This window comes from Nocardiopsis algeriensis, from assembly GCF_014203695.1.
Taxonomy (GTDB): Bacteria; Actinomycetota; Actinomycetes; order Streptosporangiales; family Streptosporangiaceae; genus Nocardiopsis; species Nocardiopsis algeriensis.
Genome location: NZ_JACHJO010000010.1, coordinates 128,491 through 141,608 on the forward strand (window position 1 = coordinate 128,491; position 13,118 = coordinate 141,608).

The 13,118-nt window shown below is 74.1% G+C and carries 12 protein-coding genes; 3 read left to right on the forward strand and 9 right to left on the reverse strand.

Going from position 1 to position 13,118, the window contains the following annotated elements; genetic code table 11:
* Positions 1–188: 188 nt before the first annotated feature.
* The 8 genes from FHS13_RS16935 to FHS13_RS16970 all read right to left on the reverse strand — a co-directional run bounded on the left by FHS13_RS16935 (position 189) and on the right by FHS13_RS16970 (position 7,015).
* Positions 189–977 (reverse strand): methyltransferase domain-containing protein, encoded by a 789-nt coding sequence (locus FHS13_RS16935; protein WP_184292902.1) that lies wholly within the window; start codon positions 975–977, stop codon positions 189–191.
* A gap of 31 nt (positions 978–1,008) precedes the next feature.
* Positions 1,009–1,422, reverse strand: coding sequence for a transcription antitermination factor NusB (gene nusB, locus FHS13_RS16940; RefSeq protein WP_184292903.1), 414 nt, complete (start codon positions 1,420–1,422; stop codon positions 1,009–1,011).
* Positions 1,422–1,982: an elongation factor P gene (gene efp / locus FHS13_RS16945; RefSeq protein WP_184292904.1), complete on the reverse strand. Its 561-nt coding sequence runs from the start codon at positions 1,980–1,982 to the stop codon at positions 1,422–1,424. Before efp ends, nusB begins: the two co-directional genes overlap by 1 nt.
* A gap of 136 nt (positions 1,983–2,118) precedes the next feature.
* Positions 2,119–3,219, reverse strand: coding sequence for a 3-dehydroquinate synthase (gene aroB, locus FHS13_RS16950; protein ID WP_184292905.1), 1,101 nt, complete (start codon positions 3,217–3,219; stop codon positions 2,119–2,121).
* Positions 3,216–3,725, reverse strand: a complete 510-nt coding sequence (locus tag FHS13_RS16955) for a shikimate kinase (RefSeq protein ID WP_184293006.1) — start codon at positions 3,723–3,725, stop codon at positions 3,216–3,218. The genes aroB and FHS13_RS16955 overlap by 4 nt, the downstream gene beginning before the upstream one ends.
* 305 nt (positions 3,726–4,030) lie before the next feature.
* Positions 4,031–5,212, reverse strand: coding sequence for a chorismate synthase (aroC, locus tag FHS13_RS16960; RefSeq protein ID WP_184292906.1), 1,182 nt, complete (start codon positions 5,210–5,212; stop codon positions 4,031–4,033).
* Between the two features lie 74 nt (positions 5,213–5,286).
* Entirely contained in the window at positions 5,287–6,237 is a 951-nt protein-coding gene (locus FHS13_RS16965; protein ID WP_184292907.1) for a prepilin peptidase, read from the reverse strand.
* Positions 6,238–6,307: 70 nt separating this feature from the next.
* On the reverse strand, positions 6,308–7,015 hold the full coding sequence (locus FHS13_RS16970; RefSeq protein ID WP_184292908.1) for an SseB family protein: 708 nt from the start codon (positions 7,013–7,015) through the stop codon (positions 6,308–6,310).
* 327 nt (positions 7,016–7,342) lie between these two features.
* On the opposite strand from FHS13_RS16970, the gene FHS13_RS16975 reads away from it, so the two are divergent.
* From FHS13_RS16975 to FHS13_RS16985, 3 genes are all read left to right on the forward strand, one after another.
* Positions 7,343–7,885: a YceI family protein gene (locus FHS13_RS16975; RefSeq protein WP_184292909.1), complete on the forward strand. Its 543-nt coding sequence runs from the start codon at positions 7,343–7,345 to the stop codon at positions 7,883–7,885.
* A 172-nt stretch (positions 7,886–8,057) separates the two neighbouring features.
* Positions 8,058–8,315 carry a DUF2470 domain-containing protein gene (locus FHS13_RS16980; RefSeq protein WP_184293007.1) on the forward strand — a complete coding sequence of 86 codons (258 nt, stop codon included), beginning with the start codon at positions 8,058–8,060 and terminating at the stop codon, positions 8,313–8,315.
* A gap of 149 nt (positions 8,316–8,464) precedes the next feature.
* Positions 8,465–11,143, forward strand: coding sequence for a protein kinase domain-containing protein (locus FHS13_RS16985; protein ID WP_184292910.1), 2,679 nt, complete (start codon positions 8,465–8,467; stop codon positions 11,141–11,143).
* Here the strand turns inward: FHS13_RS16985 and FHS13_RS16990 are convergent.
* Positions 11,115–13,103, reverse strand: coding sequence for a sigma-70 family RNA polymerase sigma factor (locus tag FHS13_RS16990; protein WP_184292911.1), 1,989 nt, complete (start codon positions 13,101–13,103; stop codon positions 11,115–11,117). The two genes, FHS13_RS16985 and FHS13_RS16990, sit on opposite strands and share 29 nt — an antisense overlap.
* Between the last annotated feature and the right edge of the window lie 15 nt (positions 13,104–13,118).

A 13,118-nucleotide genomic window follows, 5' to 3' on the forward strand; every position in this document is an offset into this window, starting at 1 on the left:
GCACACTCCTCCGACGCGCCGAGGGGGCGCCTGGTGACCGTGCGACCCGAGACGATCCGAAAAACACGACCCAGGGGGAGCGCCCACCGGACACACCCCGGGCCGGACGCTTCCGCGGGCCGGGCAGAGGAAGCTTCCCGGTCACCGCCTCGGCACGCGTCCTGCGGGCGTTGCGTCCCGCTCCCGGTTCAGGAGCGGTGGGCGAGGACGTGCAGCTGAGAGGCGATGCCCAGCAGCTCGGGGTGTTCGGCGGCGGCCCGCTCCAGCTCCACCAGATGGCGGCCCGCCTGGGCGTCGCCCTCCCAGACCTGGCCGGGGACCAGGTCGGTGAACACCCGCACCCCGCGGATCGACGCGCCGGTCAGTCCCGAGCGCTCGACCAGTTCCAGAAGTCCGCTCCGGGTGAAGCGGCGCGGCATCGGGTCGGTCTCGCCCCAGCGCCCCCCGGCGTCGCCGAGCAGGGTGCGGGCATCGGTGAGGTGTCCGCCCAGGGCCCGGTGCAGGGCGCCGGCCACGGCGTTGGCGGCCAGCACGCTCACCGCGCCGCCGGGGCGGACGACGCCGACGACATCGCCCAGGGCGGCCGCCGGGTCGTCCACGTACTCCAGGACGTTGTGCACCAGGACCAGGTCGGTGCTGCCAGGAGCGAACAGCCCGGACAGGTCGCCGAGTTCCCCCTGCACACCGCGCACCCGGACGCCGCGTTCGGCGGCGCGGCGCTCCAGTGCGGCCAGAGAGTCGGGGCTCGGTTCGACCACGGTCACGCGGTGACCCAGCTCGGCGAGCGGAACCGCGGCACCGCCGGTGCCGCCTCCCGCGTCGACGACGTCCAGGGGGCCGCCCCGCCCCAGCTTCTCCAGCAGGCCGGAGAGGGCGTCCCAGACGACCGCGGTCCGCGCCGTGTTGGCCGCCCGGGCGGGGCCGTCCGACCCTGCCCTGCCGGCACCGCCGGCTGCGGCGCTGGTCCTGTCAGTCACCTGCGTCCCCTCCATCACGTTGCCCGCGGGGTCAGAGCGCGAGCGTCGTCTTGTTCTCCATCAGCCTGGACAGGAGCCCGTTGACGAAGTTGGGAGATTCGTCGGTGGAGAGCTCCTTGGCCACCCCGACCGCCTCGGCGATCGCCACGGCGTCGGGGATGTCCTCCGCCCAGAGCAGCTCATAGGCCCCCATGCGCAGGATGTTGCGGTCCACGACCGGCATGCGCTCCAGGGTCCAGCCGATGGCGTACTCGTCCAGGAGCTCGTCGATGCGCGGGCGGCGCCCGTCGACGGAGCGGGCGAGGTTCTCGGTGAATTCGTTGATCGGCGGTTCGGGCTGGGCCCTGCGGCGCCTGATGACCTCCTCGACCGAGATACCGCGCACCTCGGCCTCGTAGAGGACCTCGACCGCTCTGCGCCGCGCCTTGCGCCGTGCTCCGCTCATCAGTTGACTCGGCCGAGGTAGTCGCCCGTGCGGGTGTCGACCTTGACGCGCTCGCCGGTGGAGATGAACAGGGGCACCTGGATGGTGGCGCCGGTCTGGACGGTGGCGGGCTTGGTCCCACCGGTGGAGCGGTCGCCCTGGACGCCCGGGTCGGTGTGGGTGATCTCCAGCTCGACCGCGGCGGGAAGCTCGATGTAGAGCGGGTTGCCCTCGTTGGTGGCCACCGTGACCTTGGTGTTCTCCAGGAGGAAGTCCTTGTCGTCGCCGACGACGGCCTCGGAGACCGGGATCTGGTCGTAGGTCTGGGTGTCCATGAAGATGTAGGACTCGCCGTCGTTGTACAGGTACTCCATGTCGCGGCGGTCGACGTTGGCGAACTCGACCTTGGTACCCGCGTTGAAGGTCTTGTCGACGATCTTTCCGGTGATGACGTTCTTCAGCTTGGTACGGACGAACGCGCCGCCCTTGCCCGGCTTGACGTGCTGGAACTCCAGGACGTTCCACAGAACGCCGTCCAGGCGCAGGGTCGAGCCGTTCTTGATGTCGTTCGTCGTGGCCACTTCGGTCGTCTCTCCCAGGGGTCTGACACGGCGGTACCGGACGCCAGGGACCGGTCCGGATTCGGTGGGGCCGGGCCCGCGGGTGCACCGGAAGCCTTCTCGGATGCACCGGCGCGCAGGCCGCCAGGGTGCAAGTCTAGTGGCTCCCCGGGCCCCGGGTGCCGTGTGTGAGCGCACGGTAGGCGTCGCCGAGCAGTTCCGGGGAGGGGCCGCTGAGGACGCCGGTCCTGCCCAGGCCCTCCAGGACGACGAAGCGCAGGGTGGTCCCGCGGGCCTTCTTGTCCACGCTCATGGCCGCGTGCAGCTCCGGCCAGGCCTCGGGGGCGTAGGAGACGGGAAGGCCGACCGAGGCGAGCAGGGAGCGGTGCCGCCCCACCAGGGCGTCGTCGATCCTGCCGTCGAGGCGGGCGAGCTCCGCGGCGAAGACCATGCCGATGGAGACGGCGTACCCGTGCCGGAAGGTGTAGTTCTCGGCCCGCTCGATGGCGTGGCCGAGGGTGTGTCCGTAGTTGAGGATCTCGCGGCGCCCGCTCTCCCGGAGGTCACCGGAGACCACGTCGGCCTTGACACGGACGGCGCGCTCGATGAGCTCGCGGGTGTGCCTGCCCTCAGGGGCGGCGGCGCCCTCGGGGTCGTCCTCGACGAGGTCGCAGATGGCGGGGTCGGCGATGAAGCCGGCCTTGACGACCTCGGCGAGGCCGCCGATGTAGTCGGCGCGGGGCATGCCCGCCAGGGTGTCCAGGTCGCACAGGACACCGGCCGGGGGGTGGAAGGCACCGACGAGGTTCTTGCCCTCGGGGGTGTTGATGCCGGTCTTGCCGCCGACAGCGGCGTCGACCATGCCGAGCAGGGTGGTGGGGACCAGGACCGCGCGCACGCCGCGCAGCCAAGTGGCGGCGACGAACCCGGCCAGGTCGGTGGTGGCGCCTCCTCCGAGCCCGACCACGGCGTCGCTGCGGGTGAAGGCGAGCCGGCCCAGGCGCGACCACAGGTCGGTGGCCACAGCCGCGCTCTTGGCGGCCTCTCCGTCGGGCACGGGCATGGGGTGGACCCGGTGTCCGGCGGCCTCCAGGGCCTCGACGGCGGGGCGGGCGAGCCTCTCCAGGCCTTCGGGGTGGACGACCGCGACCTGGGCAGCCCCTTCGACGAGGGAGGGAAGTTCGGAGAGGATTCCACTGCCGATCACGACGTCGTAGCGGTCGGCGGGGCCTCCCACCCCGATGCGGGTGACGGTCACGTGTCGGCCTTTCCGGAGTCGTCGGCGAGTTCGGGGAGGATCGCGTCGACGACCTCCTCGGGATGCATGCCGGTGGTGGGGACCGTGGTGTCCGCCAGGCGCTCGTAGACGGGAAGGCGCTCGTTCAGCAGCCGGCGCAGCTGGGTGCGGGGGTTGCCCAGCAGCAGCGGCCGCGCGGTGTCCATGCCCACGCGCCGGGCGGCCTCGGCGAACTCCACCTGGAGGTAGACCACGTGGTGCCCGGCGAGGTCGGCCTGGGTGTCCTCGTCCAGGACGGCTCCACCGCCGACGGCCACGACCCCCTCCCAGGAACGCAGCCCCTCGGCGACGACCTGGCGCTCGAGGGCGCGGAAGTGCGCCTCGCCGTCCTCCACGAAGATGTCGCCGATGGGTTTGCCCGCGCGCTTCTCGATCTCGGTGTCGGTGCACAGCAGGTCGACGCCCAGCCGCCTGGCCAGGGCCTCCCCCACCGTGGACTTGCCCGACCCCGGCGCACCGATGAGCACCGCGACCGCTCGTGCCGCGTCCGGCCTGTCCGGGGCGTGTTCTCCGGGCACCCGCTCTGCTGCTCGGTGTCCCGGCGCGCCACCCGCCGCGTTCTCGTCGGTCGACTGGGGAACCACTCTGACTCCTTCTTCGGCGTTGCGGGGACGCATCGGGACACCGGTGGCCGCGGGCGGCGCCCGCCGGACACGCCCCGGGGTCCCGCGGCGCGCCCCGCGGCGCGGGGTGTGCCGCTGTGTGCCTGCGCCCACCTGTCTGGCAGGGAAGTGCTCCCCGCCCCCGGTCCAAGCGGGCGGGGAGCCGGGTGTCAGCGGACGGCGAGGGAGTCCATGTAGCCGCGGAGGTTGCGGGCGGTCTCCTCGACGGAGTCGCCGCCGAACTTCTCGATCGCGGCCTCGGCGACGACCAGGGCGACCATCGCCTCGGCGACCACGCCCGCGGCCGGAACCGCGGTGACGTCGCTGCGCTGGTGATGGGCCTGGGCGGGTTCGCCGGTCCCGGTGTCGATTGTGTCCAGGGCACGGGGCACGGTGGCGATCGGCTTCATGGCGGCGCGCACACGCAGCGGGTCGCCGGTGCTCATACCGCCCTCGACGCCGCCGGCGCGGTTGGTGCGGCGGCGCACGCCGTCGGGGCCCGGCTCGATCTCGTCGTGGGCGACCGAGCCGCGGCGGGCGGCGGTGCGGAAGCCGTCGCCGACCTCGACGCCCTTGATCGCCTGGATGCCCATGAGCGCGGCGGCCAGGCGCGCGTCCAGGCGCCGGTCCCAGTGCACGTGGGTGCCCAGGCCCGGGGGAAGCCCGTAGGCGAGGACCTCGACCACGCCGCCGAGCGTGTCCCCGGACTTCTTGGTGTCGTCGACCTCCTCGACCATGCGGGCACTGGTGTCGGGGTCGAAGCAGCGGACGGGGTCGGCGTCGACGGCGGCCAGGTCCTCCGGGCGGGGCGCGGGTGCGTCCTCGGGCACGGCGACGGGTCCCATGGACACCACGTGGCTGAGGATCTCCACGCCGAGCGCCTGGCGGCAGAACCGGCGGGCGACCTCCCCGAGGGCGACGCGGGCCGCGGTCTCGCGGGCGCTGGCGCGTTCGAGGATCGGGCGGGCCTCGGAGTGCCCGTACTTCTGCATGCCGACCAGGTCCGCGTGCCCGGGCCGGGGACGGGTGAGCGGCGCGTTGCGGGCGAGGCGCTCCAGTTCCTCGGCGGGCACCGGGTCGGGGGACATCACCTGCTCCCACTTGGGCCACTCGGTGTTCCCGACCTCGACGGCGACGGGACCGCCGAGGGTCCGGCCGTGGCGGATGCCTCCGATGACGGAGACCTGGTCCTGTTCGAACTTCATCCGGGCGCCACGGCCGTACCCGGCGCGGCGGCGGAGCAGCGCGGCGGCGATGTCGTCAGAGGTGACGGACACACCGGCCGGGAGGCCCTCCAGAATCGCGACGAGTGCAGGTCCGTGGGACTCCCCTGCGGTCAGCCAACGCAACATGTGCACGATCTTTTCACGGATGGGTCCCCGGGGTGGAATCCGGGCCCGGATGGTGAGACGGGGCGGAGCCGCGGTCAGGGCAGGAGCGGCTGCCCGGCCAGAACGGTGGCCAGTGTGGCGGCGAGCATGAACGGCCCCAGGGGGAAGGGGTCGCGGCGGGTGAGGCGGCGCAGGGCCAGAAGGACCAGGCCGACGGCGGAGAAGGCGGCGAAGGCCCAGAACACGGAGACCAGGGCGCCGACCGGGCCGGCCGCCCAGCCGGCGTACAGGCCGGTGAGGCCGGAGAGCTTGACGTCCCCGAAGCCGAGCCCCCCGGGTTGGACGCGCCACAGCAGCCAGTAGAGAAGTGTGACCAGGACCATCGCGACGAGGGCGTCGGCACCGCGCCCCGGGTCGGGGCCGCCGGGCGGGAGCAGCACCGAGCCGGCGAGGAGCAGCGCGGCGACCGGGTAGGAGGGGGCGACGACGGCGTCGGGAAGGCGCATGACCCGCACGTCCACGACCGACAGCACGGCCCCGACGGCGGCCAGCCACAGGCAGGCCAGGGTTCCGAAGACGTCCCACTCGGGCTGGCGGACCGCGGCCAGGCCGACGGCCGCGAACAGCAGCGCGGTGATGGCGGACACTGCCGGGTGGGAGCGGACGGCCTGCTCGCAGTGCGGACAGGTCCCCCGCCTGTGGAAGGCGCGCGCCGCGACGGCGGGAAGCCGGCGCAGGAAGACCAGCTCCGCCCGGCAGTGGGGGCAGCGCGGCGGAGGAGGCCCCTCGTCGTCGTCCTCCCGGTCGCACACGGCGTCGCAGCCCCCCGGACCGGGAAGGGCCGCCGCGGGACCGTCCCGACCCGAGGAACCGAGACCGCTACTGTGCGTGTTGGCCGCCGTACGCGCGTCGGGGCGCGCGGGGCCGAAGAGGGGGACGAGGCGGCCGCTCAGCCGACCGACGGCCAGTCCGAGCAGGGCCAGGGAGATGACGACAGCGGATGTCCAGAGCTGCGGAGGCATCGCTGCGGCCGAGGGGGTGGGCATAGTGTGAAGTTACCGCCCACCGCACCCCGGCGACAGTTCCGGGTTCGGGCTGTGGAAAACTTCCGGCCTGTCACTCACCGTCACGGTGCGCACGCACGACCGCGCTCAGCTCGATGCCTCCCGGCAGGACGTGGCGCAGTTCGGCGGCGAGGCGCTCGGCCAGTCGGCGCAGCTGCGCGTCGTCGCGCTCGTCGAGCTCGAGGCGGATGCCGATGTCGGCGCGCTCGGACGTGTGGATGCGCACGCGCTCGATCCCGAACTCGGTGTGGGTGACCCGGTAGACGAGCGCGAGGACCTGGGGGTCGTCCTTGGGCTCGGGAACGGTCCCCTGCTCGGCGAGCATGGTGAGGAAGCGGCCCTGGATGGTGTAGGGCACGGGCCCGGAGACGTCGACGACGAGGGCGTCGGCACCCTCCTCCAGCGCGGCCTGGCAGGCGTCCCGGGTGGTGAAGGGCACCGGCCGGGCGTCGGACCGCCAGAGGCGGACGGAGTCGACGGAGGTGAAGGCGAGGACCCCGCGCCGCCCGTCCTTGCCGGTCATGACGGGGACCGCGACCTCGCTGTTCTTGTCCTTGGTGAGCCCGTCCGCACCCTGCTCGGTCTCCGTGGCCACCGCGACCACGGGGATGAGGACACGCGAGCCGCCCAACGCGGCCAGTACCTGGCGGTCGCCGATCTCACCGGAGGCGTGTGCACGCAGACGGGAGGCGACCTCCGGGTCGGCGCTGCCGTCGTCGTCGCGGAAGTTCTGGGCACCGATGATCGTTGGTCTGCTCACGACCTCCGACTCTACCGCCGCGCGGCCCCGGACTCGGCCCGGTCCGGCGGGAGCGGGCAGGAACGGCGCTCGGGCTCCCCCTTCCTCCTCGCGGCTCCGCGCGTCCGCCCTCGGGGCGCCGGCGGATCGGCCGCTCCCCCGCGTCCGGCCCCGCCGCGCCCTCCACGGCTGCCGTTCCGGGGCTTGTGCCGCCGGGAGGAGGCGTGTATTTTCCTTCCCAGGAAGAAATTTCCCATCCCGGGAAGATACTTCCAAAGAGCTTTGTTCTACATCAGTGAAAGCGGGCCCGGATCACGGGTCCACAGGATCCGAACCAGGGAGACATCCATGGCAGCGCAGGAACTGAAGACCGGCACCTGGACCATCGACGCGTCCCACTCCACCGTCGCCTTCTCCGTGCGGCACATGATGGTCAGCAAGGTCCGCGGCCGCTTCGAGAAGTTCGACGCGACCCTGACCGTTCCCGAGGACCCGATGCAGTCCTCCGTCACCGCGACCATCGACGCCGCCTCGATCAACACCGACAACGCCGACCGCGACAACCACGTCCGCTCGGCCGACTTCTTCGGTGTCGAGGACCACCCCGAGTTCTCCTTCCGCTCCACCGGTCTGGCCGTCGACGGCGAGGACTTCGTCCTCAAGGGCGACCTGACCGTCAAGGGCAACACCAAGCCGGTCGAGCTGAAGCTGGAGTTCAACGGCTCCACCCTGGACCCCTACGGCCTCGACCGCGCCGGCTTCTCCGCCACCACCCAGATCAGCCGCAAGGCCTTCGGCGTCGACATCGAGATGCCGATGGACGGCGGCGGCGTGGTCATCGGCGACAAGATCACCATCGAGATCGACGCCGAGTTCACCCGCCAGGCCTGACCCCCGGGACACGGCCCGATCCGGTGACCCACCACCGGCGGGGACCGCGTTCGGCTATCGTCGGCGGGGGAGGGCACGTGCCCTCCCCCGCTCTCGTGTGCCCGGACCCGCCGCAGGAGGAACCGTGCCCAACCCCTTCTCCCCCGAGGTCGTCACCGCCGTCACCGCCCACATGAACGGCGACCACCCGGAGGACACCCTTCTCATCTGCCGCGCCCTGGGCGGCGTACCGGAGGCCACCGCCGCCCGCATGACCGGCCTCGACGGCGAGGGCGGCGACTACGCGGCCACCGTCGACGGGGCCGAGCGCACCGTACGCATCCCCTGGGGCCGACCGCTCACCGAGCGCGCCCAGATCCGCCAGGAGGTCGTGCGCATGTACGAGGCGGCCTGCGCCGAGCTCGGCGTGGTCCCCCGCGGCAGGCACTGAGGCACCGGGAACCCCGAGCCGCTCCCGGGAGTCCCACCAGGGTGAAGGGGAAACTTTCCGCCACCGGTGGCCCGCACGGGCGCCCGGTCCGAAGGTCCTCCCCCCCGCACACGACACCGACTCCTACCCGAAGGACGGCCCAGGCCTCCATGGTCACGCCCGACCCCGGTGACGACAGCGCGCCGACACAGCGGATCGATCCCGACACGACCCGGAGCGGCCCCGCAGCGGGTGCCACCCGGTGGGTGACACGTGTGCTCCGCCCGGGTCCGACCGGCGGCGGAACCGCACCGACCCGTGTCACCGGCGCCGACCGGACCGAGGTCCTCGCCCCGGAGGACACCCGCGGAGAAGGGCCCGCCACCCCGACCGCCCGGGCGCCGGGGGCCGCGGCCCCCGGCGCGGGGCCGCACGCACCGTGGTGGCGGACCCTGTTCGGCCCCCTCCTGGACTGGCTGTCCCGCGTGCTCTTCCGCGTGGTCGTGGGTCCGGCCAGCGACCTCGACCACGCGGTCCCGGCCGAGCTGCGCCGCCGCTACCAGGTCCTGGACCGCATCGGCGCGGGCGGTGAGGCCGTCGTCTACCTCGTCGAGCCCACCGACTCCCCCGGGCGCAGACTGGCCCTGAAGGTCTACCGGCCCGGCCACGACATCAACCGCGAACTCCTGGACCGGCTGCGCGCCCGGGGCACCGCCTCCCCCCACGTGCCCGCCATCCAGGGCTACGGCACCGCTGCCAGCTCCTGGGGCGAGGACGTGGCCTGGGAGGCGCAGGAGTACTTCGCGCACGGATCGCTGCGCAGCCTGATCGACCGGGCACCGCTGGACGACGAGCGGGCCCGGCAGGTCGTCGCAGCCGTCGCCGAGTGCCTGCACCACTGGCAGGCCGAGCTCCAGCACAACCACACCGACGTCAAGCCCGAGAACCTCCTGATCCGCTCGCTCGACCCGCCGGTGCTGGCCCTCACCGACTTCGGCGGCGCGGTCCGCGCCACCATGAGCCGTGTCTACGGCGGCCTGGCCATCACCGAGGACTACGCCGCGCCCGAGGTCGTCGAAGGCCGCCGCGAGGCCCCCGCCGCCTGGTGGTCCCTGGGTGTGATGGCCCACGAGCTCGTGGCGGGGCGCCGTCCCGAGCGCGGCGGCAACTGGCTCACCGCGCGCAACACCGAGGTGGACATCTCCGCCGTCACCGACGAGCGCTGGCGCCTGCTCGTGCGCGGCCTGCTCACCCCGGCCCCCTCCGCCCGCTGGGGCCACGAGGAGGTCGTCCAGTGGCTGGCCGGGGAGCGGCCGCAGATCCGCACCGCCGGCCGCCGGCGCCCCATCACCTTCGCGGGGACCAGCCACGAGGACCCGCCCAGTCTGGCCTTCGACCTGCTCGACCGCTCCGAGGCCGGCGCGGTGTGGCTGCGCAGCCACTGGACGGAACTGCGCACGTGGCTGGACCGCGAGATCAAGGACCACACCTTCGACCGGGCCCACCTCACCGGTCTGGAGGCCCGTCCCGACCGTGCGCACGTGGCCATCAGCGCCCTGGCTGCCCGCTACGTCCCGGGGATGCCGCCGCGCTACCGGGGCCACGAGATCAGCGCCGACGGCCTGCTGGCACTGGCCACCGGCGAGGCGAGCCGCCACGCGGTGGTGCACGAGGCCGTGGAGACGGGGGCCGTCGGCCTGGCCGCCCAGCACTGGTGCCCGCACCCGGGCTGCCGAGCGGGGGGCTCGGGCCGCTGCGCCCTGCTCGAACGCGTCCAGCACGAGGTCCCGCTGCTGATGGGCCGGGTCACCGAGACCGTCGACCGCCTGTGCGGCGCGGGCGGGCACGCACCGCAGCGGCCCGCCGGGCACGAGACGGACACCACGTGGGCGCGCGCCGTCGAGCTCGTCCTGGAACCCGAGGCCGCCTCCCGGCACCGCGCCCTGCTGCGCCGCCAGTCCTGGCACCCGACCCAGCGCAGTTCCGCACCGCAGGCGACCTGGTGGGCGGAACTGCGCCGCGCAGCCCTGCGCGACGGCGGCGCCGATCCCCTGGCCGCCCCGGCCGCCCTGCTCACCGCCGTCCTGCTGCTGCCCGAGGCCGCCAGGATCGGTGCCGGCATCGCCGAACGCGAGCGCGCCGACGGCCGGGCCCGCCGCCAGGACCGCTGGGCGTCGCTGGCCGGGTCGGCACGCGAGCGCTGGGACGGTGCCAGGGACAGGATGGCCGACGCCCGCCGCAGGCGCGCCGAGGCCGCGGCCGGCGATCCCGCCGTACGCGGGCCGCAGGAGTCTCCCGGCCTCCGGTGGGGACGGCGCCGCCAGGACCCGGGGGCGCGGGGCTCCGACCGTAGCCGCCGTCTGGAGGAGCGGTCCCGGCGCCGGGTCGAGCGCACCATGCAGCAGATCCAGAAGGCGATGAGGGCCGGCCGGTGCCGCCGCTTCGCCTATCCGGCAGCGCTGCTGGGCATGGTCGACGGGCTCGGCAGGGCACTGCGGCCCGCCGAAGGCTTCTATCCCGAGAGCGACGTCGTCCTGGACGCCTACACAGGGCTCCTGGAGACCGCCCGGGGACCGGTCCTGAGCTGGACCTCCGAGATCGCCGGCGCGCTGACCGGTCTGGTTCCGGGCGGGGACGGCTGGTGGTTCCCGGTCCTGCTGTCGGTGGTCCTGGTGCTGCTGGGCCGCACCGCCGCCTCGACGAGGAACACCTCGCGGGCACGCCGCCGCCTGGCCGCGTTCCGTCTGGCCGTGGCCGGGTCCCTCCTGATGGTGGTGGTGCTGCTGTCCACGGGCCTGATCGCGCTGGGCTCGGGTGTGCTCATTCCGCTGGACGGGCTGCTGGGCTGATCCCGGGCCGCCTCCTCAGGCAGCCGAGCGTGTGTCCCTCACCGTCCGGGTCCAGGCTGCGGGTGGCCTGTTTGAACAGGTACTCGGCCCGCTCGTAGGAGAGCCGGCGCCGCCCCGTCTCGGGGCACAGGTCCTGGGGTGCCGGGGTACGGGCCGGTCCGGGGCGGCGGTCGGACAGGAACAGCGGGCCGCGTGTGCGCCCCTCCACCAGTGCGGGCAGGAGCCGGGCGGTCTCCGGCCCCCACGCCACCGGGACCGCGCCGGGAAAGGTGCGGCGCGCCCGCAGGTCCAGATCCTCCACGTTCAGGCCCAGAACGGCGGACACCGGGGCACCCGACTCGTGCAGGAGCCTCCACAGGGCGCGCTCGCGCGGGGAGGTCGCGGTGTCCTCCCACAGACGTGCCGGCAACGCGGGGGCGGTCCCGCGGTCGGCGCGCACGGGTTCGGCCCGCCGCTCCAGCCCCGCGTCCAGGCCTTCGAGGCCGGCCCAGGTCCCGAAGGAGCGCACGGCGGCGCGGTGGCGGTTCCAGGTGCGGGGCGCGGCCCCGGACCAGGCCGCGGTGAACACGCCCTCCACGTGCTCGGCGGTCAGGTCCGCCAGCGGCAGCCCCTCCCCGAGGGATCGGCACAGGCGCTCCAGCGTCTGGCGGTAGGAGCGGACGGTGGCCGCGCCCAGGCCGCTCCCGGCGAGGAACGCACGCGTCCTCTCGCCCAGGGCGGGCCCGGTCCCGGCCCCGGCCGCGGCCTCGGCCCGGCGCAGCAGGAAGGCCCGCTCGGCGGCGTTGCCGGTGAGCGCGGCGGCGCGCTCGAAATCCCGGCGCGCCTCCTCCCGCCGTTCCAGCCGCAGCAGCAGGTCACCGCGCACGCCGGGCAGCAGGTGGTAGTCGCGCAGGGCCGGATCGGCGACCAGCTCGTCCACCAGCTCCAGTGCCTCGGCGGGGCCCCGTGCGCGGCCGACCGCCACAGCCCGGTTGAGCCGCACCACGGGGGTGGGCAGGCGGACGGCCAGCAGGTCGTACAGCGCGGCGATCTGCGTCCAGTCGGTCTCCTCCTCGCTCCGCGCCCGGGCGTGGCACACCGCGATCGCCGCCTGGAGGACGTAGGGGCCCGGAGGGCCGCTCGCGCCGCGGGCGCGCAGCATCGAGGCGAAGCCGCGCCGGACGAGGAGGGGGTCCCAGCGTCCGCGGTTCTGCTCGTGCAGGGGCAGGAGCTCGCCACCGGGTCCGGTACGCGCCCCCGCACGGGACTGCTGGAGCTCCATGAGCGCCACCAGGCCGTGGACCTCGGGATCGTCGGGCACCAGCTGCGCCAGCGTCCGGCCCAGACGCAGTGCCTCCAGGCACAGGCCCGGCCGCAGGAGGTCCTCCCCCGAGGTGGCCGTGTAGCCCTCGTTGAAGACGAGGTAGACGACACCGAGCACCGAGGAGAGCCGTTCGGCGAGCTCGGCCCCGGCAGGCAGCTCGAATCCGACACCGTTCTCGGCGAGTGTCCTCCTGGCCGAGGCGACGAGCCGGACGACGCCCTGCTCACCGGTGAGCAGGGCGCGGGCGATCTCCGCGGCGGTGAGCCCGGCCACCAGCCGCAGGGTGAGGGCGACCCGCTGCGCCTCGGGCAGCACCGGGTGGCAGGTGACGAAGAGCAGGCGCAGGACGTCGTCGGGGTCGGGCTCCCCGTCCCCGCTGCGCCGCTCCGCGTCGCGGGCGGCCTGCTCGTGCCTGAGGTCCAGGCGCTGCTCCCGGCGCAGCCGGTCCAGGGCCCGGCGCCGGGCCGCGGTCGTGAGCCAGGCCCCGGGGTTGTCCGGCACCCCCTCGCGCGGCCACTGCTCCAGCGCGGCGACCAGAGCGTCCTGGGCGCATTCCTCGGCGGCCCCCACGTCGTGCGTGATCCGGGTGAGGGCGGCGATGATGCGGGCCGACTCCAGTTTCCAGACCGCGTCGACGGTGCTGTGCACATCGATCACCCGACGATGACAGCA